Annotated in this window: 26 protein-coding genes; 15 read left to right on the forward strand and 11 right to left on the reverse strand. The window is 73.3% G+C overall.

Going from position 1 to position 25,464, the window contains the following annotated elements; genetic code table 11:
- Nucleotides 1–4: 4 nt before the first annotated feature.
- The gene (locus AB0G56_RS21175) at nucleotides 5–442 is read right to left on the reverse strand and encodes a hypothetical protein (protein ID WP_360971480.1); all 438 of its coding nucleotides are present in this window, start codon (nucleotides 440–442) and stop codon (nucleotides 5–7) included.
- Nucleotides 443–490: 48 nt separating this feature from the next.
- On the reverse strand, nucleotides 491–1,264 hold the full coding sequence (locus tag AB0G56_RS21180) for a helix-turn-helix domain-containing protein (protein ID WP_360971483.1): 774 nt from the start codon (nucleotides 1,262–1,264) through the stop codon (nucleotides 491–493).
- Nucleotides 1,265–1,360: 96 nt separating this feature from the next.
- On the opposite strand from AB0G56_RS21180, the gene AB0G56_RS21185 reads away from it, so the two are divergent.
- A complete protein-coding gene (locus tag AB0G56_RS21185) occupies nucleotides 1,361–1,777 on the forward strand; it encodes a hypothetical protein (RefSeq protein ID WP_360971486.1) in 417 nt (138 codons plus the stop codon).
- 44 nt (nucleotides 1,778–1,821) lie between these two features.
- Nucleotides 1,822–2,307: a type II toxin-antitoxin system PemK/MazF family toxin gene (locus tag AB0G56_RS21190; protein WP_360971489.1), complete on the forward strand. Its 486-nt coding sequence runs from the start codon at nucleotides 1,822–1,824 to the stop codon at nucleotides 2,305–2,307.
- A gap of 49 nt (nucleotides 2,308–2,356) precedes the next feature.
- Here AB0G56_RS21190 and AB0G56_RS21195 read toward each other — a convergent pair whose 3' ends face one another.
- Nucleotides 2,357–3,163, reverse strand: a complete 807-nt coding sequence (locus AB0G56_RS21195; protein WP_360971492.1) for a TIGR02452 family protein — start codon at nucleotides 3,161–3,163, stop codon at nucleotides 2,357–2,359.
- A 315-nt stretch (nucleotides 3,164–3,478) separates the two neighbouring features.
- Between AB0G56_RS21195 and egtA the strand changes: the two genes are divergently transcribed.
- Genes egtA through egtD form a run of 4 tightly spaced genes read left to right on the forward strand, consistent with a single transcriptional unit; the run spans nucleotide 3,479 to nucleotide 7,984 of the window.
- Complete coding sequence (gene egtA, locus AB0G56_RS21200) at nucleotides 3,479–4,780, forward strand: ergothioneine biosynthesis glutamate--cysteine ligase EgtA (RefSeq protein ID WP_360971494.1); 1,302 nt, start codon at nucleotides 3,479–3,481, stop codon at nucleotides 4,778–4,780.
- A complete protein-coding gene (gene egtB / locus AB0G56_RS21205) occupies nucleotides 4,777–6,150 on the forward strand; it encodes an ergothioneine biosynthesis protein EgtB (protein ID WP_360971496.1) in 1,374 nt (457 codons plus the stop codon). The genes egtA and egtB overlap by 4 nt, the downstream gene beginning before the upstream one ends.
- On the forward strand, nucleotides 6,150–7,025 hold the full coding sequence (gene egtC / locus AB0G56_RS21210; protein WP_360971499.1) for an ergothioneine biosynthesis protein EgtC: 876 nt from the start codon (nucleotides 6,150–6,152) through the stop codon (nucleotides 7,023–7,025). Before egtB ends, egtC begins: the two co-directional genes overlap by 1 nt.
- Nucleotides 7,022–7,984 carry an L-histidine N(alpha)-methyltransferase gene (gene egtD, locus AB0G56_RS21215; protein WP_360971502.1) on the forward strand — a complete coding sequence of 321 codons (963 nt, stop codon included), beginning with the start codon at nucleotides 7,022–7,024 and terminating at the stop codon, nucleotides 7,982–7,984. Before egtC ends, egtD begins: the two co-directional genes overlap by 4 nt.
- A gap of 166 nt (nucleotides 7,985–8,150) precedes the next feature.
- Here the strand turns inward: egtD and AB0G56_RS21220 are convergent, their stop codons facing one another.
- Nucleotides 8,151–9,413, reverse strand: a complete 1,263-nt coding sequence (locus tag AB0G56_RS21220) for an extracellular solute-binding protein (protein ID WP_360971505.1) — start codon at nucleotides 9,411–9,413, stop codon at nucleotides 8,151–8,153.
- A gap of 271 nt (nucleotides 9,414–9,684) precedes the next feature.
- On the opposite strand from AB0G56_RS21220, the gene AB0G56_RS21225 reads away from it, so the two are divergent.
- Complete coding sequence (locus tag AB0G56_RS21225) at nucleotides 9,685–9,900, forward strand: dodecin (protein WP_037859267.1); 216 nt, start codon at nucleotides 9,685–9,687, stop codon at nucleotides 9,898–9,900.
- A gap of 22 nt (nucleotides 9,901–9,922) precedes the next feature.
- Here the strand turns inward: AB0G56_RS21225 and AB0G56_RS21230 are convergent, their stop codons facing one another.
- Nucleotides 9,923–10,414 carry an HAD family acid phosphatase gene (locus AB0G56_RS21230; RefSeq protein ID WP_360971508.1) on the reverse strand — a complete coding sequence of 164 codons (492 nt, stop codon included), beginning with the start codon at nucleotides 10,412–10,414 and terminating at the stop codon, nucleotides 9,923–9,925.
- Between the two features lie 93 nt (nucleotides 10,415–10,507).
- Here AB0G56_RS21230 and AB0G56_RS21235 point away from each other — a divergent pair, with 93 nt between their 5' ends.
- Genes AB0G56_RS21235 through AB0G56_RS21245 form a run of 3 tightly spaced genes read left to right on the forward strand, consistent with a single transcriptional unit; the run spans nucleotide 10,508 to nucleotide 12,905 of the window.
- Nucleotides 10,508–10,741, forward strand: a complete 234-nt coding sequence (locus tag AB0G56_RS21235; RefSeq protein WP_360971511.1) for a hypothetical protein — start codon at nucleotides 10,508–10,510, stop codon at nucleotides 10,739–10,741.
- A gap of 37 nt (nucleotides 10,742–10,778) precedes the next feature.
- Nucleotides 10,779–11,777, forward strand: a complete 999-nt coding sequence (locus AB0G56_RS21240) for an LLM class flavin-dependent oxidoreductase (protein ID WP_360971514.1) — start codon at nucleotides 10,779–10,781, stop codon at nucleotides 11,775–11,777.
- A 33-nt stretch (nucleotides 11,778–11,810) separates the two neighbouring features.
- Entirely contained in the window at nucleotides 11,811–12,905 is a 1,095-nt protein-coding gene (locus AB0G56_RS21245) for a MerR family transcriptional regulator (RefSeq protein WP_360971517.1), read from the forward strand.
- A 102-nt stretch (nucleotides 12,906–13,007) separates the two neighbouring features.
- Here AB0G56_RS21245 and AB0G56_RS21250 read toward each other — a convergent pair whose 3' ends face one another.
- Complete coding sequence (locus AB0G56_RS21250; RefSeq protein WP_360971520.1) at nucleotides 13,008–13,517, reverse strand: hypothetical protein; 510 nt, start codon at nucleotides 13,515–13,517, stop codon at nucleotides 13,008–13,010.
- 316 nt (nucleotides 13,518–13,833) lie between these two features.
- Here AB0G56_RS21250 and AB0G56_RS21255 point away from each other — a divergent pair, with 316 nt between their 5' ends.
- From AB0G56_RS21255 to AB0G56_RS21270, 4 genes are all read left to right on the forward strand, one after another.
- A complete protein-coding gene (locus AB0G56_RS21255) occupies nucleotides 13,834–14,643 on the forward strand; it encodes a helix-turn-helix transcriptional regulator (RefSeq protein ID WP_360971878.1) in 810 nt (269 codons plus the stop codon).
- The gene (locus AB0G56_RS21260; RefSeq protein WP_360971523.1) at nucleotides 14,640–14,834 is read left to right on the forward strand and encodes a DUF397 domain-containing protein; all 195 of its coding nucleotides are present in this window, start codon (nucleotides 14,640–14,642) and stop codon (nucleotides 14,832–14,834) included. Before AB0G56_RS21255 ends, AB0G56_RS21260 begins: the two co-directional genes overlap by 4 nt.
- An 89-nt stretch (nucleotides 14,835–14,923) precedes the next feature.
- Nucleotides 14,924–17,290 carry an excinuclease ABC subunit UvrA gene (locus AB0G56_RS21265; protein ID WP_360971526.1) on the forward strand — a complete coding sequence of 789 codons (2,367 nt, stop codon included), beginning with the start codon at nucleotides 14,924–14,926 and terminating at the stop codon, nucleotides 17,288–17,290.
- 158 nt (nucleotides 17,291–17,448) lie between these two features.
- Entirely contained in the window at nucleotides 17,449–19,221 is a 1,773-nt protein-coding gene (locus AB0G56_RS21270; protein ID WP_360971529.1) for a hypothetical protein, read from the forward strand.
- Here the strand turns inward: AB0G56_RS21270 and AB0G56_RS21275 are convergent.
- From AB0G56_RS21275 to AB0G56_RS21295, 5 genes are all read right to left on the reverse strand, one after another.
- The gene (locus AB0G56_RS21275) at nucleotides 19,185–20,036 is read right to left on the reverse strand and encodes a lysophospholipid acyltransferase family protein (protein ID WP_360971532.1); all 852 of its coding nucleotides are present in this window, start codon (nucleotides 20,034–20,036) and stop codon (nucleotides 19,185–19,187) included. The two genes, AB0G56_RS21270 and AB0G56_RS21275, sit on opposite strands and share 37 nt — an antisense overlap.
- Nucleotides 20,033–20,806 carry a GNAT family N-acyltransferase gene (locus AB0G56_RS21280; RefSeq protein ID WP_360971535.1) on the reverse strand — a complete coding sequence of 258 codons (774 nt, stop codon included), beginning with the start codon at nucleotides 20,804–20,806 and terminating at the stop codon, nucleotides 20,033–20,035. Before AB0G56_RS21280 ends, AB0G56_RS21275 begins: the two co-directional genes overlap by 4 nt.
- Nucleotides 20,807–21,028: 222 nt before the next feature.
- Nucleotides 21,029–21,778 (reverse strand): succinate dehydrogenase/fumarate reductase iron-sulfur subunit, encoded by a 750-nt coding sequence (locus tag AB0G56_RS21285; RefSeq protein ID WP_360971538.1) that lies wholly within the window; start codon nucleotides 21,776–21,778, stop codon nucleotides 21,029–21,031.
- Nucleotides 21,775–23,724, reverse strand: a complete 1,950-nt coding sequence (locus tag AB0G56_RS21290) for a fumarate reductase/succinate dehydrogenase flavoprotein subunit (RefSeq protein WP_360971540.1) — start codon at nucleotides 23,722–23,724, stop codon at nucleotides 21,775–21,777. Before AB0G56_RS21290 ends, AB0G56_RS21285 begins: the two co-directional genes overlap by 4 nt.
- 1 nt (nucleotide 23,725) lies before the next feature.
- Nucleotides 23,726–24,397 carry a succinate dehydrogenase gene (locus tag AB0G56_RS21295; RefSeq protein ID WP_360971880.1) on the reverse strand — a complete coding sequence of 224 codons (672 nt, stop codon included), beginning with the start codon at nucleotides 24,395–24,397 and terminating at the stop codon, nucleotides 23,726–23,728.
- Between the two features lie 119 nt (nucleotides 24,398–24,516).
- On the opposite strand from AB0G56_RS21295, the gene AB0G56_RS21300 reads away from it, so the two are divergent.
- Complete coding sequence (locus AB0G56_RS21300) at nucleotides 24,517–25,404, forward strand: LysR substrate-binding domain-containing protein (RefSeq protein ID WP_360971543.1); 888 nt, start codon at nucleotides 24,517–24,519, stop codon at nucleotides 25,402–25,404.
- The last annotated feature ends 60 nt before the right edge of the window (nucleotides 25,405–25,464 follow it).

Raw genomic sequence — 25,464 nt, forward strand, 5'->3', positions numbered from 1 at the left:
CGGCTCACACCGTCAGCAGGGCGATCCCCAGCGCGATCAGGACGCCGACCTTGACGATCTCCAGGGCCACGTAGACCAGATGGTCGTGCGAACGCGGGCCGTCCACCGGCTCCGCGCCGGACAGGACCCGGTCGGACCTGCGGTTCAGCCGGGGCCGGACGAAGAGCAGTTGCACCAGCAGGAGCACGGCGACGGCCGCCGTCAGGGCGATGACCGGGACCGGGGCGCCGCCCACGGCCACCGCGACGATCACCACGACCGCCAGCGCGGCCTCCACCAGGTTCAGCGCCCGGAAGACCATGCGGCCGATGCCCAGGCCGATGGGGATGGTCACGCCCGGCGCACGGAACTTCAGGGGCGCCTCCAGGAAGGAGATGCCCAGCACCATGCCGAGCCAGACGAAAGTGACCGCGCTCGCCGTGGCCGCCGAGGTGGTGTTCATCGATGTGCTGCCTTTCCGCCCGGGCCGACGGGCCCGGGTCTGTTCACGTCATCCGGCGGACGTCACGGCCGGGTGGGCGGCCAGGTGCGCCAGGCAGGAGCCGGGGGCGGCGAAGGGCTCCAGGCCGCTCACGGTCAGCGGAGCACCCAGCTCCGTCAACGCACCCTGCATCAGCCCCAGATGGAGCGGGCACACCACCTGGCCGTGCTCCTCGGCCAGTTCCAGGAAGGGGCAGTGCCGCAGCCGGATCCGTTGCGCAGGGCCGCCCCGGTCGCGCCCCTCGGGGGCCGGGTCGAAACCGAGGTCGTCGAGCAGGGCGACCAGCCGGTCCGCCGAATCGGCAGCCGTCGGCCCCGGCACGGACGGCGGAGGCGGCACGGGCGGGAGGGGAGGGACCGGCGGGACGGGCGAACCGGAGGGCGGAGGCGGCTGGGGCAGGAGAGGCTTCGCGAGGCGGCGGCCCCAGGCCCGGCCCGTCTCGACGGCGGCGTCCCGGGCCTCGGGGCCGCGGGAGGCCAACTCGCCGAGCAGCATCCGCGCCAGCAGGCGGTAGCCGCGGGCGCCACCGCGGTCCATGCCGGGCCGCGCGGCGTACACGGTGCGCGGGCGTCCCGGACCCGGGCGGCGGCGGCCCGAGCCGTCGGGGGCCTCGGTGCGCCGCTCGGCCAGCCCCTCGGCCACCAGGGCGTCCAGGTGGAAGCGCACGGTGTTGGGGTGCACGCCGATCCGCTCGGCGGTCTCCGCCGCACCCAGCGGAACGGGGGCCGAGCGCAGCACGTTCAGCACCTCGCGCCGACGTTGACCCACCCGCCTCTCGGGCACCCGAGCGCACCCCTTCCCACCTGCGGTGATTTTTCACCGGTCGAACATGGAACAATCGTAGGCGATGCATCGAAGCCGCAGGGAGAGGGGTGCACCATGGCGTCGTCCGCCGCGCACGACACCGGTCCCGAGGGGGCCGGGCCGCCCGGGCCGCGCGTCCTGTGCGACGCCCGGGCCCTGGCCGAGGACCCGCAGGCAGCGGCGGGCGTGCTGTGGAAGCTGGCGGAGAGCGGACGTCAGCTCGACGCCAATCTCGTGCGTCTCGCCCCGGGCGCGCGGGTCGCGCCGCACGCCGAACCCGACCTGGACGTGCTGGTGTACGTGGTCTGCGGCGGCGGCACTCTCGGCGCGGGCCCGCAGGAGGAGCCCCGGGGCCTGGCCGAGGGCGCGACGGTCTGGCTGCCGCACGGCTCCACGCGCAGCATCGGGGCGGGCCCCGACGGGCTCGTCTACCTGACCGTGCACCGGCGCCGTCCCGGCATGCGGATCCGGTCGCGGGCGGAAGGCTCCTGACGGCCGGTCGGCTCCCCACTCGACGGCACCACTAGGGTGCCTGCGTGACTGCCTTCACCGATGAACCCGACGCCTCCGGCACGGCCGACTCGTCCGACGCGCCCCCCGTTCCCGGCCGTTTCGGCCCCGCCGCCACGACGGAGGCCGACCCGCACGAGGTCGGCCGGGTACGCACGGAGTACGCGCCGGCGCACGACGGCGACCCGGACCCCGGGGAGATCGTCTGGACGTGGGTGCCCTTCGAGGAGAACGACGGCCGGGGCAAGGACCGTCCGGTGCTCGTGGTGGCCCGGGAGAGCGCGGGGACGCTGCTCGCCGTCCAGTTGTCCAGCAAGGCGCATGACGGTGACCGCGAGTGGGTGGGGATCGGCAGCGGCCCCTGGGACCGGGCCGGGCGCGAGTCCTGGGTGGCCGTCGACCGGGTGCTGCGGCTGCACGAGGACGGTATGCGGCGCGAGGCGTGCGCGCTGGACCGGATGCGGTTCGACCCGGTGGTGCGGCGGCTGCGGGAGCGGTACGGCTGGACCTGACGCCGGAGGCCCAGGGCGCGGCGGAGCCGCCTCCGCCGCACTCTCGGCCTCAGGCGAACGCCCGCGCGAACGCGGCCCGGACGGCGCTGCCCGGCGTACGGTCGAGCACCCCGAACACCACGCACTCGAACGCGTCCGCGAACCGCCCGCCGGGCCCCAGCAGCGCCCGGAAGGCCGCCGCCACCTGCGCGGGGTCGTTGCGGAACACCCCGCACCCCCAGGCCCCCAGCACCAGCCGCCGGTAGCCGTGCGCCACGGCCGTCTCCAGCACCCGCTCCGCACGGACGGCCAGGGCGCCCGGGAGCCGGTCCGCCCGCTCGGGCGTGTCGCGCAGGACCACCCCGGCGTTCGGGGCGGCGGCGGTCAGGAAGCCGGCGGTGTACGGCTCGTCCAGCAGCCCGCCGTGGTCGTCGCGGAAGACGGGCACGGCCGGTGAGTGGATCACCCGATCGGAGTAGAACGGGTCCCGGTGCGTCCGGTGATGGTCGTAGAACTCCCTGGCTCCGAGCAGGCACGTGTGGAGCGCGGAGGCACGGCACAGCGCCTCCTCCTGGGCCTGCGCGCCGTTGAGGTAGCCGCCGCCGGGATTGCGCGCCGAGGCGAAGTTCAGGACGGCCACCGGGCCGGTGAGCCGCCGGGCCGCGGCCAGGCTGCTCTCGCCCGTGACCTCGACGGTCGTCCCGGCCGGTGCCCACGGCGGCACGGAAAGGGGGCCGGGCCCGTGCACGCGCGTGCCCGCGCGGGCGGCCTCGACGGCCGCGGCCAGGCACACCTCGCCGCCGTCACCCCGCCGGTAGGCCCCGGCCATGACGATCTGCTCTGTCTGCTGTGCGATGCCGCGCAGGCGCGCGCTCATGGCGCCACCCCCGTGAGCGCCACGACCGCGCCCCGCGCGGCGTCCCCCGTGTTCATGTACGCATCGTGAGCGATCCGGGACCCCCGGTGCAACGGAATTTCCCCGTCCGACAGGTGCCGAACGGTGCCGCGCGGCATGCGGTGAACGCCGTGAAGCATCGGGAAACATCGCGGAAACCGAGATTCCAGGGCACGATTGTCCCGTTCTGCACCCTTGTGCGAATCGGTCTCAGGGACTTGGGTGGGACGGTGCGACGCCGTCCCGGACCATCGCTCCCGGGCCGGTGGCATGGTGGAATCTCAGGAGGATCCCGACATGTCCGATTCGGCAAGTGGCTGTACGGAGCCCCGTACCGCCGTCTCCGAAGCCGAGGTCGAGGCTCTGGTCAGCGGCATCTGCTTCAAGACCGGACCGCCCCGCACCATCGGCGTAGAAGTGGAATGGCTGGTCCACGAGCTGCGTTCGCCGCGGCTCCCCGTGACCCCCGAACGTCTGGAAGCGGCCTACGCCGCCCTGCGGACCGTGCCCCTGGGATCGGCGCTCACCGTCGAACCCGGCGGCCAGCTGGAACTCAGCTCGCCACCCGCCGCCTCCCTGACGGAGTGCGTCGGCACCGTCTCCGCGGACCTCGACCGCGTCCGTGCCGTACTGGCCGCCGACGGGCTGCGTCTGGTCGGTCTCGGCCACGATCCATGGCACACGCCCCGGCGGTTCCTGCGCGAGCGGCGCTACGACGCCCTGGAGGCCTGCCTGGACCGGGGCGGCCCGGCCGGCCGGCACATGATGTGCACCTCGGCCTCCGTGCAGGTGTGCCTGGACGCCGGCCACGAGGAGCCGGGGCCGCTCGGCCACGTGCGGCGCTGGTGGCTCGCACACCAGCTGGGCGCGGTCCTGGTGGCCGCGTTCGCCAACTCCCCGCTGCTCGGCCGGCGGCCCACCGGATGGCGCTCCACCCGGCAACTGCTGTGGACGGAGATCGGCCCGGGGCGGGCGGGCGCTCCCCCGCTCGACGGCTCCCCCCGCACCGCCTGGGCCCGGCACGTGCTGGACGCGCCGGTGATGTGCGTCCGGCGCGACGACGGGCCGTGGCACGTCCCCGCGGGCCTGACCTTCCGTGACTGGATACGCTCCGGCCGGCCCAGGCCGCCGACCAGGGAGGACCTCGACTACCACCTCACCACCCTCTTCCCGCCCGTCAGGCCGCGCGGCCATCTCGAACTGCGCATGATCGACGCGCAGCCCGGCGACGACGGGTGGATCGTGCCGCTCGCGGTGACGGCGGCGCTCTTCGACGACCCGGAGGCCGCGGAGAGCGCGTACCGGACCGTCAAGCCGCTCGCCGAACGGGCGCTCGGCAGGCCCGCGCCGCACAACCCGCTGTGGATCGACGCGGCCCGCTCCGGGCTCGCCGACCCGGAGCTGCGCGAGGCGGCCGTCACCTGCTTCGAGGCCGCCCTGGCGGCCCTGCCGCGGCTCGGGGCCGCCCCCGCGGTCACGGACGCCGTCACGACGTACCTGGACCACTACGTCCGCAGGGGCCGCTGCCCCGCCGACGACCTGCTCGACCGACTGGACGGCCGGGACCGCCGCACCCACGGGAAGGACCTCCGCTCATGACCGACCCCGCGCTCGACCCCGCCCCCCACGCGGCGCCCGGTCCGACGCCCGGCGCCGGGACCGACCCCGAGGCGCTGCGCGCCCGTGCCCTGACCTCGCTCACCACCGCCCGGGACCGCACCACGCTGCTGACCGGCTGCGTGGAGGAGCCCGACCTGACCGCGCAGCACTCCCCCCTGATGTCGCCGCTGGTGTGGGACCTCGCGCACATCGGCAACCAGGAGGAGCTGTGGCTGCTGCGCACGGTCGCCGGACGGGAGGCGATGCGACCCGAGATCGACAGCCTCTACGACGCCTTCGAGCACCCGCGCTCCGAACGCCCCTCCCTGCCGCTGCTGGCGCCCGCCGAGGCCCGCGCGTACGCGTCGGAGGTGCGCGGCCGGGTACTGGACCTGCTGGAGTCCGCCGACTTCCACGGGACCCGGCTGACCGAGGCGGGCTTCGCCTTCGGGATGATCGCGCAGCACGAACAGCAGCACGACGAGACGATGCTGATCACCCATCAGCTGCGCCGGGGCCCGCGGGCCCTGACCGCGCCCGACCCAAAGCCGGCGCCCCGGTTCACCGGGCCGCCCGAAGTCCTCGTGCCCGGCGGCCCGTTCACCATGGGGACCTCCACCGAGCCGTGGGCGCTGGACAACGAACGGCCCGCACACGTACGGGAGGTGGCGCCGTTCTGGATCGACACCACTCCGGTCACCAACGCGTCCTACCTGGCGTTCATCGAGGACGGCGGGTACGAGGAGGCGCGCTGGTGGGCGCCGGACGGCTGGACCCACGTCAAAAGCCACGGCATCACCGCCCCGCTGTTCTGGCGCCGCGACGGCGGGCAGTGGCAGCGCCGGCACTTCGGCGCCACCGAGGCCGTACCGCCCGACGAGCCGGTCCTGCACGTGTGCTGGTACGAGGCCGACGCCTACGCCCGCTGGGCGGGGCGGCGGCTGCCCACCGAGGCCGAGTGGGAGAAGGCGGCGCGGCACGACCCGGCCACCGGCCGCTCGGCCCGCTACCCGTGGGGGGACGCGGACCCGGCGCCGGAGCACGCCAACCTCGGCCAGCGGCACCTGCGCCCGGCTCCGGCGGGCAGCTATCCGGCCGGTGAATCGCCCCTCGGGGTGAGGCAGTTGATCGGTGACGTGTGGGAGTGGACGGCGAGCGACTTCCTGCCCTACCCGGGGTTCGCCGCGTTCCCGTACAAGGAGTACTCGGAGGTGTTCTTCGGGCCGGAGCACAAGGTGCTGCGCGGCGGCTCGTTCGCCGTGGACCCGGTGGCCTGCCGGGGCACCTTCCGCAACTGGGACTACCCCGTCCGGCGGCAGATCTTCTCCGGTTTCCGCACCGCCCGCTCCACCCGGCGGGGAGAGTACTGATGTGCCGTCACCTGGCCCGGCTGGGCCCCGAGGAGCCGATCGGCCGGGCCCTCGTCGATCCGCCGCACGGCCTGTACCGCCAGTCGTGGGCGCCCCGGCGGCAGCGGTACGGCACGGTCAACGCCGACGGTTTCGGGGTCGGCTGGTACGCCGCCGGCGACCCCGTGCCGGCCCGTTACCGCCGGGCCGGGCCGATCTGGGCGGACCTGTCCTTCGCCGACCTCGCCCGGGTCGTGCGCAGCACGGCGCTGCTGGCGGCGGTGCGCGACGCGACCCTGGCGGGCGCGGACGCGGAGGCCGCGGCGGCACCGTTCGCCGCGGGCCGGTGGCTGTTCAGCCACAACGGCGCCGTGACCGGCTGGCCGGGCTCGCTCGCCGGGGCCGCCCGGACGCTGCCGCCCCAGGACCTGCTGACGCTGGAGGCCCGCAACGACTCCGCGCTCGTGTGGGCGCTGGTGCTGGCCCGGCTGCGCGCGGGCGACGCACCCGCCCAGGCCCTCGCCGACACCGTCCTCGAGGTGGCCGGGGCGGCGCCCGGCTCCCGGCTCAACCTGCTGCTCACCGACGGCGAGACGATCACGGCGACCGCCTGGGGCGACAGCCTCTGGTACCTCGCCGAACCCGGGCACGGGTCGGTGGTGGTGGCCTCCGAGCCGTACGACGACGATCCGCGCTGGTGCCAGGTGCCCGACCGCACGCTGCTGGCGGCGCACCGCGCGGACGTGCTACTGACCCCGCTCAAGGACCTCAGCCTCAAGGACCCCGGCAGCCACGACCACGACCCCGTTCTCCAGGACCCCAGCCTCAAGGACCCCGGCCTCGGCGACCCCACCGGGGGCCTGGCGTCCGCCCGAGCCGAGGAGCCCCGTACGTGAGCCCGTTCCACGTCACCCGCATCCTGCCCGAGGACGCCACGGCGGCCGCACTGCGCGCCGACGTCCGGCACGGCCTGACCAGCGATCCGAAGGCGCTGCCGCCGAAGTGGTTCTACGACGCGCACGGCAGTGACCTGTTCGAGCGGATCACCGGACTCCCCGAGTACTACCCGACCCGCGCCGAGCGCGAGATCCTCGCCGGCCGGGCGGGCGAGATCGCCGCAGCCCTGCCCGCCCGCACCCTGGTCGAGCTGGGCTCCGGCTCCTCGGAGAAGACCCGCTACCTGCTCGACGCCCTCACCGCACTGCACACCTACGTCCCCGTCGACGTCAGCGAGAGCGCGCTGCGCCAGGCCGGAGAGGCGCTGGCCGCCGAACGCCCCGGGCTGACCGTGCACGCGCTGATCGCCGACTTCACCGCCGGGCTCACCCTGCCCGACACCCCCGGCCCGAGGCTGCTGGCGTTCCTCGGCGGCACCATCGGCAACCTGCTGCCCGCCGAACGCGCGGCGTTCCTGACCGGGGTGCGCGCGCTGCTCTCCCCCGGCGACGCGCTGCTCCTCGGCACCGACCTGGTCAAGGACGAGGCGGTGCTGGTCCGGGCGTACGACGACGCGGCCGGGGTGACCGCCGCGTTCAACAAGAACGTGCTGGCGGTCGTCGACCGCGAACTGGGCGCCGACTTCGACCCGGACGCCTTCGACCACGTGGCGCTGTGGAACCCCGACGAGGAATGGATCGAGATGCGGCTGCGCTCCCGCACCGCGCAGACCGTGAAGGTGCCCGCCCTCGACCTCGCCGTCGACTTCGCCGCGGGCGAGGAGATGCGCACCGAGGTCTCGGCGAAGTTCCGCCGGGAGGGGGTGAGCGCCGAACTGGCCGCCGCACGGCTGGACCTGACCCGGTGGTGGACCGACCGCGAGGGCCGCTTCGCGCTGTCGCTCAGCGTGGTGCGGTGAGCGGCGCACGCTGAGCGTGTCCTGCGCTGAGCGTGTCGACCGGTGAGAGTGTCCTGCGCCGAGCGTGCCGTGCGCCGGGCCTCGTGCGCTCGGAGTGGGCTGACCGCCCGGGCGGGCGGTCCCGGGCGGGCGGTCCCGGGCGGGCGGTCCCGGGCGGGCCCGGCAATCAGCCCAGGCCGGGCGCCAGTTGTTCGGTGATCCGCTGGGAGGCGCGGCGTGCCTCGGTGCGCGGGTCGCCGCCGGTGAGCACCTTCGTCATGTACCGCTTGATCGGGTTGTCGGCCTCCACTGCGGCCCACTGCGGGGTGCTGGGGGTCGCACGGCCGTGCGCGGCGCCCGCCGCCATGGCCGCGACCCCCTCCTCGCCGGCGACCGCGGAGGCGAGCGTCGTCTTGTTGGGGACGTAGTTCATGGTGCGGGCCAGCTCGGTGTCCCACTTGGCGCCGGTGAGAGCGGCGACGACCGCGACGGCCGCGTCCCGGTCACCGGTGTTGCGCGGCACGATGAGATCGGAGCCGCCGGTGAAGACGGTGCCCGGCCGGCCCGCGCTCTTGCCCGGCACCGGGAAGAAGCCCAACTTGCCCTTGAGGGCGGGGTTCTTCTGCACGACGGCCTGGGCGACGCCCGGCACGGCCACGATCTGCGCCACCTTGCCCGCTGCGAACACCCCGGCCTGCGGCGGGTGTTCCTCGTCGGCGCCGACGGGCCCGTCGCCGAGCTTCTGCAGCCGCTGGTAGAAGTCCATGCCGCGCAGGGCGGCCGCGGTGGCCAGAGTGCCCTTCCAGACGTTGGAGTTCTCCTTGGCGAGGTCGCCGCCCTCCTCCCAGATGAAGCCGGAGAGCGTGTACCAGTCCTGTCCGGCCAGGTAGATGCCCTGGTTGCCGCCGGTGTCGAGCTTCTCGGTGTCGGCGAGCCACTCGGCGCGGGTGCGCGGCGGCGCCTTGATGCCGGCCTTCTCGAACAGGTCCTTGCGGTAGACGACGACGCGGTTGGCGGCGTACCAGGGGATGCCGTACTGGGCGGAGTTGTCCTGTCCCGGCTCGGCCAGGCCCGGCACCCACTGCTGCATGCCCCAGTCCCGCATCGACTCCAGGGTCAGGTTGGTCAGCCGGCCGCCCTCGACGTACTGGGCGACCTGGGTGTTGCCGACCTCGACGACGTCGGGCCCGCCCTTCCCGTCGCCCGAGAGGGCGGCCTGCACCTTCGGGCCGATGCCGGTCCATTCCTGGATGCGGATGTCGAGGCGCAGGTCCTTGTGGGTGTGCTCGAAGTCCTCCGTGAAGCGGCGCAGGAAGTCCTGCGACGCGCTGTCCTTCATCAGCCAGACGGTGACGGTCTGCCGCCCGCCGGAGCTGCTGCCGGGCAGCGCTCCGCAGGCGCTGGCCAGCGCGGCGGGCACACAGACGAGGGCGAGGAGGCGACGTCTCACGAGGGGTCCAGTTCAGTCAGGTGCACAGGAAAGATCCCGACGTGGGGGGCCGAGCAACGGGCTCGTACGGGCGTCTGGGATTTTGGTATGGACCAATGCGCAGGTCAAGTGTCCGCGGGGTCACGATCCGCACACATCTCGCGCGCGGGCGCCGCATGCGGCACCGTGGAGTGAGGTGTGACGCTCCTCTCACGGAGCGTCACCGCCCGACGTGACGTCCCCGCCGCCCGGCGCCCCCGCCGGCGTCGCCCGCGTAAGGAGCACCCGCACCATGACCGACCACGTTTACCGGGTCACCGAGATCGTCGGCAGTTCGCACCAGGGGGTCGACGACGCCATCCGCAACGCCATCACCCGCGCCTCGCAGACCGTGCGCAACCTGGACTGGTTCGAGGTCACGCAGGTCAGGGGCCAGATCGAGAACGGGCAGATCGAGCACTACCAGGTGGGCCTGAAGGTCGGCTTCCGGATCGAGGAGGCGGGCTGAGGCCGAGGCCCCGCACCCGGTCTCAGGTCCGTCCCTCCCGCTCCTGCGCGTCCGCCAGCTCGCCCGAGGGAGCCGTCCACCGGGCGAGCAGGACCCGGAAGCCCGCCTGTTCGGCGTCCTGGCACACCAGTTCGTCGTCGTCCACGAGAACCCGGATCTCCCGGTCCCGGGCCAGCCGCCGCAGGATCTCCAGCTTGGTGCTGCGGGCGGGCCTGCGGTCGTCGTCACCCCGCATGTGGAGGTGCCCTTCGGGCAGTCCGTGGGCGGCGAGCCAGTCGAGCGTGTCCCGGCGGCACCGCTCGGGCCGTCCGGTGAGGTAGACGACCTCGCACTCGACCGCGCTGTCCCGGGCCAGCCGCACGCCCTCGGCGATCGGCGGGTCCTCGGTCGCGGCGGCGAAGAAGGCGTCCCAGTCGCGGGGCCGCCGCTGCAGGAAGCGCTGCCGGTGCGCCGTGTCGGCGAGGGTGTTGTCCAGGTCGAACACGGCCAGGGGCCGCTTGCCGGTGTCCGTCACGCCGTACACCCTAGGGTCTTCCCGGCGGAACGTGGAGGGGTCGGACGGACCGGTCCGGATGCGGGCCCGCGCCTGGCACCCGATGCTGGGTACATGTCCGGAGCACTGCCCGTGACCGTGCACCCGCCCTCCCCCACGGGCGGGCGGCGCGTCCGTGTCAACGGCGAGATCCTGGGGCTGGCGTACAGCGTCGCGGACGTCGCCGAGTTCCTGCGCCGTGCCGGTCTCGACGTCGACCCCGTGGAGGTCTCGGTCTCCCCGCTGATCGACTGGCGCGGGGTCGGCCCGGAGTACTGGGGCCCGGAGCCTGGAGCCCCGCCCGGCTGAGCGGGAATCACGGGCGCTCTGCCGCGTTGAACCGAGAGTGAATGCCCTGATCGAGTCCACCCGTTTCTCCCTCCTGGACCGCTCCCGCACCCGGGAGGGCCGTCCGGCCGCCGAGGCCCTGCGGGACACCGTGCGCCTGGCGCAGGAGGCGGAGCGGCTCGGCTACCACCGGTTCTGGGTCTCGGAGCACCACGGCGTGCCGGGCGTCGCCGGCTCCGCGCCGACCGTCCTGGCCGCCGCCGTGGCCGCCGCGACCCGCACGATCCGGGTCGGCACCGGCGGGGTGATGCTCCCCAACCACCGCCCCCTGGTCGTCGCCGAGCAGTTCGGCGTGCTGGAGTCGCTGTACCCCGGCCGCGTCGACATGGGCCTCGGCCGCTCCGTCGGCTTCACCGACGGCGTACGCCGGGCGCTGGGCCGCGACAAGGACGACGCGGAGGACTTCGCGGCCCAGTTGGCGGACCTGCTCGGCTGGTTCGAGGGCACGTCCGCGACGGGGGCGCACGCCCGGCCCGCCGAGGGTCTGCGCGTGCCGCCGTTCGTGCTGGCCATGGGCGAGGGCGCCGGGATCGCCGCCCGGGCGGGCCTGCCGATGGTCATCGGTGACCTGCGCGACCGCGAGAAGATGCTGCGCGGCATCGACCGCTACCGCACCGACTTCCGCCCCTCCCCCTGGGCGCCGGAGCCGTACGTGGTCATCTCCGGCACGATCGCGGTGGCAGCCATCGAAGCGGATGCCCGCCGGCTCCTGCTCCCGGAGGCCTGGTCGATGGCCCACGCCCGCACCCACGGCACGTTCCCGCCCCTGCCGCCCGCCGGACGCGTCGAGGCAGCACGGATGACCGCCAAGGAGCGCGACTTGTTCGAGACCGGCCTGACCGGGCACCTCGCCGGCACGGCGGACCAGGTCGCGGACGAGCTGGAGACGGTCCTGAAGGAGACGGGCGCCCAAGAGGTACTGGTCACCACGAGCACGTACGACCGCGAGGCGCTGCTCGACTCGTACCGTCGGCTGGCGAAACTCTTCCGGGCTTGACCCTCGACATGGTCGAGGCATGAAGGTCCTCGTGTGGAGAACGACATGTACAGCATCGGGGAGATGGCCCGCACCAGTGGGCTGAGCGTGAGCGCGCTGCGGTTCTACGACCGTGCCGGCGTGCTGGTCCCCGCCTGGGTGGACCCGGTGAGCGGCTACCGCTGGTACGCCGCCGAGCAGTATGCCGAGGCCGCTGTGCTGGCCCGGTTGCGCCGGGCCGGCATGCCGCTCGCCGACATCCGGCTGGTGCTGGCCGGCTGGTCCAGCGCCGACACGGACCTGGTGCGGGGTCTGCTGCAGACGCACCTGCGCCGCCTCGAAGCGGGCCTGTCCGACGCACGCAGCGAGTTCTCCGCGCTCCGGACCCGACTCGACCACCGGGAGAACCCGATGACCTCGCCGCGCACCACCACCGCCCGACTGGCCGTCCCCGCGCCGGACCTGGCCGCCGCGCTGGACGCGGTCCGCTTCGCGGCCGGCACCGACCCGGAGTTGCCGATGCTCTCCGGAGTCCTGTTCGACATCGAGGGCGCGACGCTCCGCGTCGTGGCCACCGACCGCTACCGGATGGCTGTCGCGCAGGCACGCACCACCGGTCACGAAGGCCCCCGCACGCAGGTCATCGCCCCCCTTCCGCTCGTGGACGCGATGCGGGCGCTGCTCGGCGGCGACGAACCCGCCCACCTCGCCGTGGACGCGGGCCGCCTGACGCTGGAGACGGGCGACCGCCAGACGGCAGGCCAGTGCCTCGAGCACGACTTCCCCGACTACCGCCGCCTCGTCGACCTGCCCGCGGGGCGTCGCGCCGTCGTCGACGTGGCGGACTTCCGGAAGGCGCTGGAGACCGGTCCGGTCCACGCGAGCGAGGTCCGCGAACAGGACGGCGTGACCTACGACCTCAGCGTGCTCGGCATGACGGACGACGGCAAGGTGACCCTCTGCGAGGACACCGACGACGCCCACGACCGCATCGCCTTCAACCGCGAGTTCCTGCTCCACGCCCTCACCGCCGGCGCCCGGGACGAACTGCTCCTGGAGTTCAGCGCCCCCACGGCCCCCCTCGTGATCCGCCGCCCCGACGACGAGGACACGTTCTCCCTGCTGATGCCGGTCCGGCTGGACGACTGACGGTCGGCGGTGCGGGCCGTTGAACTCCGCGGGCTCGCAGCCGTGTTCATGTGCGCCCGGGAGCGGGACCGGTGGTCGTACCGGTCCTGCCCCCGGGCCGTGTCAGCGGCTGCCGCGGTAGTAGGTGACGTCCCAGTGCGAGCCCTCGCGGGCGTAGACGTTCCCCGACGGGGACTTGTACTGCTTCGCGCGGTCGCCCTTGCGCTCACCCACGTACTTCAACTTGTGGGTGATGTAGGAGTTCACGCACGACGACAGCTTGAGGTCGACCTTGTAGCCGTTCCAGTGGCTGTACGTGCCGGAGGCGTGCCCCTTCTCCGTGCCGGCGGTGATGGTCACCGCGCACTTGCTCGCCTTCTTGAAGTCGATCACCCCGGCGACCGTGCTCCTGTTGATCTGTTCGAACGAAGTGCACTTGCTGTTCTTCCGGTTGCTGCACCTGCCCGACGACACCCACGTGACACCCGCCCGCTTCAGCGCCTTCTCGGCCGCCGCCTGCGAGTACTTGGCCGGTGCGGCGGTGGCGGTGGGAACGGCCGCCGCCAGCAGGCCCCCGGTCAGCAGCGCGGCGGAGGCGGCGAGTGCGGCGGGACGGGCCATACGTCGACTCATGAGCAGTCGATCCTCTCGTACGGGGTTGAGTTACGCCTGAGTCACTGCCCGTGCGGCATTTCCGGCACCCCTCCGCAATGGGGCGCACGGTGGTGTTCCCGAGCACCGTGATCGCCACCGCGCGCGGTCCCTCACGATTCGGTCGTGGTTGTACGGGGCCTGTACGGCTGTCGTACGGGTCGCATGCCGTGTCTCCCTCTCCGCGGGCCGCGTTGGGCATGTCCCGGGCGACCGGCGCGGCGTGGGCAGGGAAGGGTGTGGGAGTGTGAAGACGGTACGGGGTGCGCGCAGCGATCGCGGAGTGAAGACGAAGGACATGCAGTCCGACCTGCCGGGGGTGTGGTCGGCCTACGGAGTGTTGTCGCAGTACCTGCGGAAGCGGGCGGGGCTGAGCCAGCAGCAGCTCGGTGAGGCCATCGGGTACTCGCTGGAGCAGGTCGCCTCGGTGGAGCAGGGGCGGCGGCCCGCGAAGGCGGCGTTCACTGCGGCGGCGGAGCGGGTGTTGCAGGCGGGCGGGGTTCTGGAGGCGTTGCAGGACGAGGTGGATCGGGCGAAGTTGCCGCGGTTCTTCCAGAACGTAGCGCTCCTGGAGGCCGAGGCGTTGAGCAGGTTCTCGTACGATCCCCTGCTCATCCCTGGTCTCTTGCAGACCGAGGCTTACGCGCAGGCACTCCTCGAAGCCCACTTCCCGCCCCTGGACGAGGAGGTCGTCGAGCAACGTGTGGCGGCTCGACTCGCCCGTCAGGCCTTGCTGTCCCGTAAGAACCCGCCGGTGGTCTTCGTGTTCATCGTGGAGGAAGGCGCACTGCGACGATTCGTGGGCAGCAGCGCAGTCATGCAACGGCAGTTGGAGCACCTTCTGACGAGTGCGCGGTTCCGCAACATCGAGCTCCAGGTGATGCCGGCCGCACGAGGTGTGCACAGTGGACTCAACGGACCGATGGTGCTGCTGGAGTCGATGGACCGCGGGCGGCACGTCTACGTCGATGCGCAGGGCCTGGTGTCCGTCAGGTCCGATGAGGACGAGGTCAGCGAATTCTGGCTGCGGTATGGGATGCTGCGCACGCAGGCCCTCAGCACCGAGGAGTCCTCTCGTCTCATCGAGCGCATGGCAGGGGAGCTATGAGCACCGACCAGCACGCTGAACTGAATTGGTTCAAGAGCAGTTACAGCGGAACGAACGGTGGCGACTGCGTGGAGGTGGCCGCCGGCCCGGCTGCCGTGTACGTGCGGGACACCAAGGCCGCGGGCCGCGGTCCGATGCTGCGGGTCGGTCGTGGTGAGTGGGCGGCGTTCGTGGCGCTCACCGTGGAGTAGGGGGCGTCCGACCGGTGACGTCTGGGGTGTCCGCGTAGAATTGCGGGGTTTGAGTCCGCCCTGTCGCCTCTCCTCGCCGGAGCTCCGCCATGCACACCCCCCACGATCAGTACGTCCGCGTCCGCGGGGCCCGCGAGCACAATCTCAAAGGGGTGGACGTCGATGTGCCGCGCGATGCGCTGGTGGTGTTCACCGGGGTGTCGGGGTCGGGGAAGTCGTCGCTGGCGTTCGGGACGATCTACGCGGAGGCGCAGCGGCGGTACTTCGAGTCGGTGGCGCCGTATGCGCGCAGGCTGATCCATCAGGTCGGCGCGCCGAAGGTCGGGGAGATCAGCGGGCTGCCGCCCGCCGTGTCGCTGCAGCAGCGGCGATCGGCGCCGACCTCGCGGTCGTCGGTGGGCACCGTGACGAACCTGTCCAACTCGCTGCGGATGCTGCTCTCGCGGGCCGGTGACTATCCGCCGGGTGCCGAGCGGCTGGACTCGGACGCCTTCTCGCCGAACACGGCGGCCGGGGCCTGCCCGGAGTGCCACGGGCTGGGGCGGGTGCACCGGACGAGCGAGGAGCTGCTGGTCCCCGATCCGTCGCTGTCCGTGCGGGAGGGGGCGATCGCGGCGTGGCCGGGGGCCTGGCAGGGCAAGAACCTGCGGGACGTCCTGGACGCGCTCGGTCATGACGTGGACCGGCCCTGGCGCGAGCTGCCCGCCGAGCAGCGGGAGTGGATCCTGTTCACGGACGAGCAGCCGGTGGTGACCGTGCACCCGGTGCGGGACGCCGACCGGATCCAACGGCCTTACCAGGGCACGTACATGAGCGCCCGGCGGTATGTGATGAAGACGTTCGCCGAGTCGAAGAGTCCGGCGCTGCGCGCGAAGGCGGAGCGCTTCCTCACCTCCGCGCCCTGCCCGGCCTGCGGTGGCAGCAGGCTGCGGCCCGAGGCGCTCGCCGTCACCTTCGCGGGGCGCACCATCGCCGAGCTGGCCGCGCTGCCGATTGCCGAGCTGGCCGGCACGCTCCGGGGGGCCGTCTCCGAGGCGGCCCGGCTGCTCACCGACGACCTGCGGTCACGAATCGGGCCGGTCGTCGAGCTGGGTCTCGGCTACCTCTCCCTCGACCGGTCCACGCCCACCCTCTCGGCGGGGGAACTGCAGCGGCTGCGGCTGGCCACGCAGCTGCGGTCGGGGCTGTTCGGGGTGGTGTACGTGCTCGACGAACCGTCGGCGGGCCTGCACCCGGCGGACACAGAGGCGCTGCTCACGGTGTTGCAGCGGCTCAAGGACGGGGGCAACTCGTTGTTCGTGGTGGAGCACCATCTGGATGTCGTGCGGGGCGCGGACTGGGTCGTGGACGTGGGTCCGCTGGCCGGGGAGCACGGGGGCCGGGTGCTGCACAGCGGGCCCGTGGCCGGGCTGGCGGAGGTGGCCGGGTCGGCCACGGCACGGTTCCTGTTCGGCCGTGCGGCCGCTGCGCGGCGCCGGGTGCGCCGGCCGCGCGGGTGGGTGACGGTCGGGCCGGTCACCCGGCACAACCTGCGTGCGGTGACGGCCGGGTTCCCGCTGGGCGTGCTCACCGCGGTCACGGGTGTCTCGGGGTCCGGCAAGTCGACACTGATCGGCGAGATCACGGACGAACTGCCCGGCGTCGGGCGGCTGGTGTCGGTGGACCAGCGGCCGATCGGGCGCACCCCGCGCTCCAACCTGGCGACCTACACCGGCCTCTTCGACGTCGTGCGGAAGGTGTTCGCGGGTACGGAGGCGGCCCGTGAACTCGGGTACGGGGTGGGGCGGTTCTCCTTCAACGTGGCCGGGGGGCGCTGCGAGACCTGTCAGGGCGAGGGGTTCGTGAGCGTGGAACTGCTGTTCCTGCCGAGCACGTACGCGCCGTGCCCGGACTGCGGCGGCGCCCGGTACAACCCCGAGACGCTGCGCGTGACGTACCGGGGCCGCACGATCGCCGAGGTGCTGGACCTGACGGTGGAGAGCGCGGCGGATTTCTTCGCCGACACCCCGGCCGTCGCCCGCAGCCTGAACACCCTGCTCGATGTCGGGCTCGGCTACCTGCGGCTGGGGCAGCCCGCCACCGAGCTGTCGGGCGGTGAGGCGCAGCGCATCAAGCTCGCGAGCGAGCTGCAGCGCGGTCGCCGGGGGCACACCCTCTATCTCCTGGACGAGCCGACGACGGGACTGCACCCGGCCGATGTCGAGGTGCTGATGCGGCAGTTGCACGGTCTGGTGGACGCCGGGCACACGGTGGTCGTCGTCGAGCACGACATGGCCGTCGTCGCGGACGCCGACTGGGTCATCGACCTCGGTCCGGGCGGCGGCGACGCGGGCGGCCGGATCGTGGCGGCGGGGACGCCGGCGCAGGTGGCCGGGGCGCAGGGCAGCGCCACGGCGCCGTACCTGGCCCGGGCGGTCGGTGCGGGGTCGCCGCCCGGGGCCGCGGAGCGGCCCTGATCGGCCGCCTCAAGTGGGACTGTCCGTCGCGTATTTCGGGACGAGTGGGCGGATCGGCGGCTCCGGCGGGTCCAGCGGGTCCGGCAGGTCCGGCAGGTCCGGCAGGTCCGGCAGGTCCGGCAGGTCCGGCCGCCGTGCCGTACCCGATGATGGTGGACATGACACACACCTCCCGTCGCGGTCTGCTGACCGCGCTCGCCGCCTCCGCCGCCGCCGTCCCCCTGGGCGCCCTGGCCGCCGCTCCCGCCCGTGCCGCCGTCGCCGACGCCACGGGCGCGGCCGTGGACCCGCTGCCCGCACCGCCCGGCCTGACCTCCGCCCGTTCCTCGGTGACCCTGCCGCCGCTGGACGCCTCCTGGTTCACCCCGGTGACGCTCACCGCCCCGCTCACCACCGCCGTGCTCCCCGGGACACCGGCCCGTACGGAGGTCACCTCCCAGGGCAGACGGGTCGCGCTGCTGACGCACGGTGCCCGGACGGTACTGCTGCCGGGCCCGCGAAGAACGTTCGCGGAGAACAAGCGGCCGTTCGTGGACGACTTCGGGCGCACGCTGCCGGACACCTCGCTGCCGGCGGAGCAGCGCGCCTACTGGGGGACCTCCCCGGGCGGTGGCAGCTGGTCCACGCTCGGCCCCGACGCCACGGACTACTCGGTCGTGCCCGGCACCGGTGTGATCGCGCTGACCACCGACTACGCCAGCCGCCACGCGAGCCTGCGCGACGACGAGATCACCGACGTCGACGTGCGGTCCGTGGCCCGGTTCGACAAGGTGCCCACCGGACAGGCCTGTTCCTACGCGCTGTCCTTCGGCTACCAGGACACCCACAACAACTACCGGGCCCGGCTGTCCTTCCTGACCACCGGCGCGGTGGAGCTGCGGGTGGAGAAGGAGGTCGCCGACACGGTCACCCAGCTCGCCCCGGCCGTCACATCGGCCACCGGCAGCCCGGCGGGCACCGACTGGGCGGTCCGGGTGCGCCGCGAGGGGGCCAGGATCCGGGCCAAGGCCTGGCGGGCGGACGCCGCGGAACCGTCCGCGTGGGCCGTGGACGTCACCGACACGACCTTCGGCAAGGGCCGGGTGGGACTGCGCGCCCTGGCCAACAAGGGTTGTACGAACCTGCCGGTCAAGTTGATGGTGAGCCGTTTCCAGGTGGACGCCGCGAACTGGGCCGCACCGCCGAGCGTGACCCACGGCGACTGGGTGCGGGTGCTGCCGCAGCCCTTCGACGGCACCTGGACGGCGGAACTGGAACAGACCGTGCGCGGCTGGGCCGGGTCCACCGCGCCGGACGTCCTCGCGTACGCCGCCATGTTCCTGGCCGGGGCGCCCGCGGTCACCGCCGGGGACGGCCCCGCGCTGGGCAAGCAGGTGCTGGGCGAGGCCGGTTACGGCTACCTGGATCCGCACGGCTACCGCTACGAGGGCGCCGACTTCCACGAGTACATGAACGTCGGCTGGACCTTCCCCGACGGCGCCTACACGGGCCCGTCGAGCAAGCAGGTGGGCAACCTGGACTGCTCGGGCTACACGCGCATGGTCTACGGCTACCACATGGGCGTGCCGATGGCGGCGGGGGCGGACACCTCCGGGGAGCGGATACCGCGCAAGTCCCGCGACATCGCCGACCACGCGCCCGGGGTCCTCGTCGACCGCACCGACGGGACCGCACCGCCCGCCGCCGCCCAGCTCCAGCCCGGCGACCTGGTGCTGTTCAACGCCGACTCGGGTGACGACGACCCCGCCGGGCAGGTCGTGACGGTCGACCACGTCGGGATCCACCTGGGCACGGACGCGGCCGGCAAGCGCCGCTTCCTGTCCAGCCGCAAGACCGTCGACGGGCCCACCATGTCCGACCTCGGCGGCGCCTCCCTGCTGGACGGCACGGGCACCTACGCCCGCTCGCTGCACACGGTCCGGCGCATCTGAGGCGGCACCGCACGAGGGGCGTCGTACGTCCGGCAGGGGCCGGCGGCCCCGGCCGGCTCGGCGGCCCCGGCCAGTGCCCGCCGGTCGCGGTGGCTGCCCGGCGGGATGACCGGGCGCACCGCGACCTCGGCGACCAGGCCGCGGGCCCGCACCACCCGCCACAGGGAGGCCGCCAGCGTGTCCTCGCCGACGAAGGCGGGTGCGGTGCTGGTCGCTCCTCCGGCGCGGCGGTAGCCGATGGTGACGGGCTGCACCGGTACGCCCGCGTCGAGGGCGGCCTGGAAGACGGCCCGGTGGAAACGGCCCCGGCCGCGCCCGCACCAGGTGCTGCCCTCGGGGAAGGCCGCGACCGCGGCGCCCGCGCGCAGCGTCTCGGCGAGGAGCGCGACGGTGCCGGGCAGGGCCCGCAGCCGGTCCCGTTCGATGAACAGGGCGCCGCCGCGGGCGGCGAGCGGGCCCACGAGCGGCCACCGACGGACCTCCGACTTGGCGAGCATCCGGGCCGGGCGCACGGCGGCCAGCAGCGGGACGTCCAGCCACGAGATGTGGTTGGCCACCAGCAGCAGGCCGCCGGTGGGCGCGGCCGTGCCCGAGATCCGCACCCGCACGCCCGCCGCCCGCGCGATCGCCCGGCACCAGCGTCCGACCCAGCCGGCGGGGATCCGCCCGCCCAGCGGCGACAACGCGATCCCGCCGAGCACCAGGACGGCGACCGCCATGAGCCGCAGGACGGCCCTCGGTACGGCGGCCACCGGCGCCGTGGGGTCCACGCACGCCCGCGGGGTGCAGGGCGCGCCGGACAGCCGGCCGCTCATGAGGCCGGTGCCAGCGCGAGGAAGTGCCGCAGGTAGCGCGGGTCGACACGGCCCATCGGCAGCAGGACGTAGAAGTCCGCGACGCCGAAGTCGGGGTCGTGGGCGGGTTCGCCGCACACCCAGGCGCCCAGCCGGAGGTAGCCGCGCAGCAGGGCGGGCAGTTCGCCGCGGGCGGCGGGGGCGCCGCCGTCCGGCGTCCAGGGCAGCAGGGGGCGTACCCGGTACTCGGCCGGTGCCAGGTGCCGGGCGTTCACCCGCTGCCGGGTGGCGGTGGCCAGGGCACCGCCGTCGGCGAGCGGCACGGAGCAGCAGCCGGCGAGCCACGCGTGGCCCCGGTCGGCCATGTAGCGGGCGATGCCGGCCCAGATGAGACCGATGACGGCGCCGTCGCGGTGGTCGGGGTGCACGCAGGAGCGGCCGACCTCGACCAGAGCGGACCGGATCGCCGAGAGCGGGCTCAGGTCGAACTCGCCCTCCGCGTACAGCCGTCCGGCGATCGCGGCGCGCTCCGGGGGCAGTAGTCGGTAGGTGCCGACGATCCGGCCGGTCACGGTGTCGTGCACGAGCAGGTGGTCGCAGTACGCATCGAACGCGTCGATGTCGTGGCCCGGCTCGGGGGTGGTGAGCAGGGCGCCCATCTCGGCGGCGAAGACGTCGTGGCGCAGGCGCTGTGCCGCGCGTACGTCGGCCTCGTCGCGGGCGAGGGTGACGGTGTAGCGGGTGGGTGCCGTGGGCTGCGGGGGGCGATCGAGTGCGCTGACGCCGGTCATGGCTGCCTCCGTGGTCGCGGGCCGGGCTCGGCGGTGCGGACGGCCGGGCGGTCCCGGCTGCCGGTCCTGTTCTTCCGATGCCGGTTGGCCTGCGCGTGACCGGTGGCAGGAGCGCGGATGTGGTCTCGTTGAACGGCGTGCCGCGCGGCAAGCAGACGGGGCCGGGGATGAGCACCACTCCCGGCCCCGCCCGTCCGCCCCCTCGGCGAACGTCTTCCGGACCTACCTCCTGGCCGCCTTGCGGGTGGCGCGCAGCCACTCCTTGTTCATGCCGGTGATCGACACGAGCGGGATGCCCTTGGGGCAGGCGGTGGCGCACTCCCCGGTCAGGGTGCAGCCGCCGAAGCCCTCCTCGTCCATCTGGGCGACCATGTCGAGGACCCGGGTCTCGCGCTCGGGCGCGCCCTGCGGCAGGACGTTGAGGTGGTTGATCTTGGCGGAGGTGAAGAGCATCGCCGCGCCGTTGGGGCAGGCGGCGACGCAGGCGCCGCAGCCGATGCACTCGGCGTGCTCGAAGGCGAAGTCGGCGTCGGGCTTCGGTACGGCGGTGGCATGGGCCTCGGGCGCGGCACCGGTGGGGGCGGAGATGTAGCCGCCGGCCTGGATGATGCGGTCGAAGGCCGAGCGGTCGACGACCAGGTCCTTGACCACCGGGAAGGCGGCGGCCCGCCACGGTTCGATGTCGATGGTGTCGCCGTCGCTGAAGGACCGCATGTGCAGCTGGCAGGTGGTGGTGCGCTCGGGGCCGTGCGCGTCGCCGTTGATGACCAGGCTGCACGCGCCGCAGATGCCCTCGCGGCAGTCGTGGTCGAAGGCGACGGGGTCCTCGCCGGCGAGGATGAGCTGTTCGTTGAGGACGTCCAGCATCTCCAGGAAGGACATGTCGGGCGAGATGCCGTCCACCTGGTAGGTGGACATGGTGCCGTCGTCGTCGGCGTTCTTCTGCCGCCAGACGCGCAGGGTGAGCTTCATGCGTAGCTCCGCTGGGTGGGGTGGACGTACTCGAAGACCAGGTCTTCCTTGTGCAGGGTGGGGGCCTCTCCCGTGCCGGTGAACTCCCAGGCGGCGGCGTAGCCGAACTCGTCGTCCTTGCGGGCGGCCTCGCCGTCGGGTGTCTGGGACTCCTCGCGGAAGTGCCCGCCGCAGGACTCGGCGCGGTGCAGGGCGTCCAGGCACATCAGCTCGGCCAGTTCGAGGTAGTCGACGATGCGGTTGGCCTTCTCCAGCGACTGGTTGAACTCCTCGCCGGTGCCGGGCACCTTGATGCGCCGCCAGAACTCCTCGCGGATCTGCGGGATGCGCTCCAGGGCCTTGCGCAGTCCGGACTCGGTACGGGCCATGCCGCACAGCTCCCACAGGAGTTCGCCCAGTTCCCGGTGGAAGGAGTCGGGGGTACGGTCGCCGTCGACGGCGAGGAGCAGGTGGAGCCGGTCCTCGGTCTCGGCGAGCACCTCCTGGACGACGGGGTGGTCGGCGCTCACCTCGTCCTTGCGGGGATGGCGGGCCAGGTAGTCGTTGATGGTGGCCGGCAGGACGAAGTAGCCGTCGGCCAGGCCCTGCATGAGCGCGGAGGCGCCGAGGCGGTTGGCGCCGTGGTCGGAGAAGTTGGCCTCGCCGATGGCGAACAGGCCGGGGACGGTGGTCTGGAGGTCGTAGTCGACCCACAGCCCGCCCATCGTGTAGTGCACGGCGGGGTAGATCCGCATGGGCACCTCGTACGGGTTCTCCGCGGTGATCCGCTCGTACATGTCGAAGAGGTTGCCGTACTTCTCCTCGACCTTCCGGCGGCCCATCCGCTCGATGGCGTCCGCGAAGTCGAGGTAGACGCCCTGGCCGCCGGGGCCCACTCCCCTGCCCTCGTCGCACACGTTCTTCGCGGCGCGGGAGGCGATGTCGCGCGGGACGAGGTTGCCGAAGGACGGATAGATGCGCTCCAGGTAGTAGTCGCGCTCGTCCTCGGGTATCTCGCCGGGCGGGCGGGTGTCGCCCTTGGCCCTGGGCACCCAGATGCGGCCGTCGTTGCGCAGCGACTCGCTCATCAGCGTCAGCTTGGACTGGTGGTCGCCGGTGCGCGGGATGCAGGTGGGGTGGATCTGGGTGAAGCAGGGGTTGGCGAAATAGGCGCCGCGCCGGTGCGCCCGCCAGATCGCGGTCGCGTTGGAGTTCATGGCGTTGGTCGACAGGTAGAAGACGTTGCCGTAGCCGCCGGAGGCGAGGACGACGGCGTCGGCGAAGTACGTGTCGATCTTCCCGGTGATCAGGTCGCGGGCCACGATGCCGCGCGCCCGGCCGTCGACGACGATCAGGTCGAGCATCTCGGTGCGCGGGTGCATCTCGATGTTCCCGGCGGCGATCTGCCGGGACAGCGCCTGGTAGGCGCCGAGCAGGAGCTGCTGGCCCGTCTGGCCGCGGGCGTAGAAGGTGCGGGAGACCTGGACGCCGCCGAAGGAGCGGGTGTCGAGCAGGCCGCCGTACTCACGGGCGAAGGGCACGCCCTGGGCCACGCACTGGTCGATGATCTCCACCGAGATCTGGGCGAGCCGGTGCACGTTGGACTCGCGGGAGCGGAAGTCGCCGCCCTTGACGGTGTCGTAGAAGAGGCGGTGGATCGAGTCGCCGTCGTTGCGGTAGTTCTTGGCGGCGTTGATGCCGCCCTGCGCGGCGATGGAGTGGGCGCGGCGCGGGGAGTCCTGGTAGCAGAACTGGACGACGTGGTAGCCCTGTTCGGCGAGGGTGGCGCCGGCTGAGCCGCCCGCGAGGCCGGTGCCCACGACGATGATCCGCTGCCCCCGCCGGTTGGCCGGGTTGACGAGCTTGGCCTCGAACCGGCGCTTGTCCCAGCGCTCCTGGACCGGGCCGGAGGGCGCCTTGGTGTCGGTGACCGGCTCGCCGGTCGTGTAGTCGGCGTAGGAGGTCATGTCAGCTCACCACTCCGGTCATCACGCCCACCGGAACGGCGATGAAGCCGGCCGTGAGCAGCACTGCGAGGACGTCGGCGACGGTCTTCAGGGCGCGATCGCGCCGCCGGCTGCCGACGCCGAGGGTCTGGGCGGCGCTCCAGAAGCCGTGCCTGATGTGCAGGCCGAGCGCCAGCATCGCGACGATGTAGATCACGTCGCCGTACCAGGTGGAGAAGGTGTCCACGACGTTCTGGTACGGGTGGCCCTCCTGGAAGCCGCCGGAGTGCACGGTGCCGGTGGTCAGGTCCAGGATGTGCCAGACGATGAACAGGCCGAGGATGATCCCGCCCCAGCGCATGGTGCGGGTGGCGTAGCTCGCCCGGGGCCGGGCGTGCACGTACTTGGCCGGGCGGGCCCTGATGTCGCGGCGGCTGAGCTGGTACGCCGAGACCGCGTGGGCGACCACGGCGACGACGAGGACGACCCGGACGATCCAGAGCGTCCACTCGTAGTGCATGAACGGTTCGCCCACCGTGCGCAGCCAGTGCGCGTAGTGGTTGAACTCGCCCGCCCCGAAGTAGATCTTCAGGTTTCCGATCATGTGGGCGACCAGGTACAGCAGCATGATCAGGCCGCTGACCGCCATCACGGTCTTCTTGCCGACGGTCGAGTGCCACACCGTGCGCGCCATGGACGGCCGTCGGTCCGTCCGCGTTGCCAGAGCCATGGCCATGACGCTAGAGCCGTGGAGGCCCATCGGTCCAAGACATGGTCCGGCTCGTTTCGATAGGGAAGGGCTATCGTGGCTGGATGCAGTTCCAGCAGCTCCAGTACTTCGTGGCGGTCGCCGAGACGCGGCACTTCACCCGGGCCGCCGACCTGGTCCATGTCGCCCAGCCCTCGCTCTCCCAGCAGATCAAGGCGCTGGAGCGGGAGCTGGGCGCCGACCTGTTCCAGCGGGCGCGGGGCAACATCACGCTCACCGACGCCGGCGAGGCGCTGCTGCCGCTGGCCCGGCGCATCCTCGCCGACGCGGACACCGCCCGGCACGAGGTGCAGGAGCTGGTGCAGCTGCGCAGTGGCCGGGTGCGGCTCGGGGCGACGCCCAGCCTGTGCACGGGCCTGCTGCCGGACGTGCTGCGCGCCTTCCACGACCGTTACCCCGGCATCCGGCTGCTGGTGGAGGAGAGCGGCTCGCACGACCTGGTACGGGAGCTGGCGCGCGGCGCCCTGGACCTGGCGCTGGTCGTGCTGCCGCTGCCCACCCCCTCCCCCGCGCTGACCACGGTGGAGCTGCTGCGCGAGGACCTGGTCGTGGTGTCCTCGCCGGAGGCCGCCCCGCCCGGCGCCCCGGGGCGGCGGACGGTGCGCATCGCGGACCTGGAGGGGGCGCGGCTCGTGATGTTCCGGCACGGCTACGACCTCAGGGAGCTGACGGTCGCCGCGTGCCGCGCCGAGGGCTTCGATCCGGACTTCGCCGTCGAGGGCGGCGAGATGGACGCCGTGCTGGGCTTCGTACGGGCCGGCCTGGGCGTCGCGGTCGTCCCGCGCATGGTCGCCGCCCGCTCCGGGCGCGGCCTGCGCGTCACCCCGCTGGCCCGCCCCGGCCTGCACCGCACGATCGCCCTGGCCCACCGCAGCGACGTGGCCCCGCCCAGGGCGGCCAGGGAGCTGCAGCGGATGCTGCTGGAGCGGTGAGCCGGGCGGGCCGGGACCGTGCGGAAGCGGTGCGACGGGCGGGCCGGGAGCGTGCGGAAG

Source organism: Streptomyces sp. NPDC021356 (assembly GCF_040641015.1).
In the GTDB taxonomy this organism is placed as follows: domain Bacteria; phylum Actinomycetota; class Actinomycetes; order Streptomycetales; family Streptomycetaceae; genus Streptomyces.

Excerpts from the sequence above, each read along its gene's own strand:
- AB0G56_RS21175 (WP_360971480.1), bottom strand. The coding sequence starts at position 442 with ATGAACACCACCTCGGCGGCCACGGCGAGCGCGGTCACTTTCGTCTGG.
- AB0G56_RS21185 (WP_360971486.1), top strand. The coding sequence starts at position 1,361 with ATGGCGTCGTCCGCCGCGCACGACACCGGTCCCGAGGGGGCCGGGCCG.
- AB0G56_RS21195 (WP_360971492.1), bottom strand. The coding sequence starts at position 3,163 with ATGAGCGCGCGCCTGCGCGGCATCGCACAGCAGACAGAGCAGATCGTC.
- egtA (WP_360971494.1), top strand. The coding sequence starts at position 3,479 with ATGTCCGATTCGGCAAGTGGCTGTACGGAGCCCCGTACCGCCGTCTCC.
- egtB (WP_360971496.1), top strand. The coding sequence starts at position 4,777 with ATGACCGACCCCGCGCTCGACCCCGCCCCCCACGCGGCGCCCGGTCCG.
- egtC (WP_360971499.1), top strand. The coding sequence starts at position 6,150 with ATGTGCCGTCACCTGGCCCGGCTGGGCCCCGAGGAGCCGATCGGCCGG.
- AB0G56_RS21225 (WP_037859267.1), top strand. The coding sequence starts at position 9,685 with ATGACCGACCACGTTTACCGGGTCACCGAGATCGTCGGCAGTTCGCAC.
- AB0G56_RS21235 (WP_360971511.1), top strand. The coding sequence starts at position 10,508 with ATGTCCGGAGCACTGCCCGTGACCGTGCACCCGCCCTCCCCCACGGGC.
- AB0G56_RS21250 (WP_360971520.1), bottom strand. The coding sequence starts at position 13,517 with ATGAGTCGACGTATGGCCCGTCCCGCCGCACTCGCCGCCTCCGCCGCG.
- AB0G56_RS21255 (WP_360971878.1), top strand. The coding sequence starts at position 13,834 with ATGCAGTCCGACCTGCCGGGGGTGTGGTCGGCCTACGGAGTGTTGTCG.
- AB0G56_RS21260 (WP_360971523.1), top strand. The coding sequence starts at position 14,640 with ATGAGCACCGACCAGCACGCTGAACTGAATTGGTTCAAGAGCAGTTAC.
- AB0G56_RS21265 (WP_360971526.1), top strand. The coding sequence starts at position 14,924 with ATGCACACCCCCCACGATCAGTACGTCCGCGTCCGCGGGGCCCGCGAG.
- AB0G56_RS21270 (WP_360971529.1), top strand. The coding sequence starts at position 17,449 with ATGACACACACCTCCCGTCGCGGTCTGCTGACCGCGCTCGCCGCCTCC.
- AB0G56_RS21275 (WP_360971532.1), bottom strand. The coding sequence starts at position 20,036 with ATGAGCGGCCGGCTGTCCGGCGCGCCCTGCACCCCGCGGGCGTGCGTG.
- AB0G56_RS21280 (WP_360971535.1), bottom strand. The coding sequence starts at position 20,806 with ATGACCGGCGTCAGCGCACTCGATCGCCCCCCGCAGCCCACGGCACCC.
- AB0G56_RS21285 (WP_360971538.1), bottom strand. The coding sequence starts at position 21,778 with ATGAAGCTCACCCTGCGCGTCTGGCGGCAGAAGAACGCCGACGACGAC.
- AB0G56_RS21290 (WP_360971540.1), bottom strand. The coding sequence starts at position 23,724 with ATGACCTCCTACGCCGACTACACGACCGGCGAGCCGGTCACCGACACC.
- AB0G56_RS21295 (WP_360971880.1), bottom strand. The coding sequence starts at position 24,397 with ATGGCGCGCACGGTGTGGCACTCGACCGTCGGCAAGAAGACCGTGATG.
- AB0G56_RS21300 (WP_360971543.1), top strand. The coding sequence starts at position 24,517 with ATGCAGTTCCAGCAGCTCCAGTACTTCGTGGCGGTCGCCGAGACGCGG.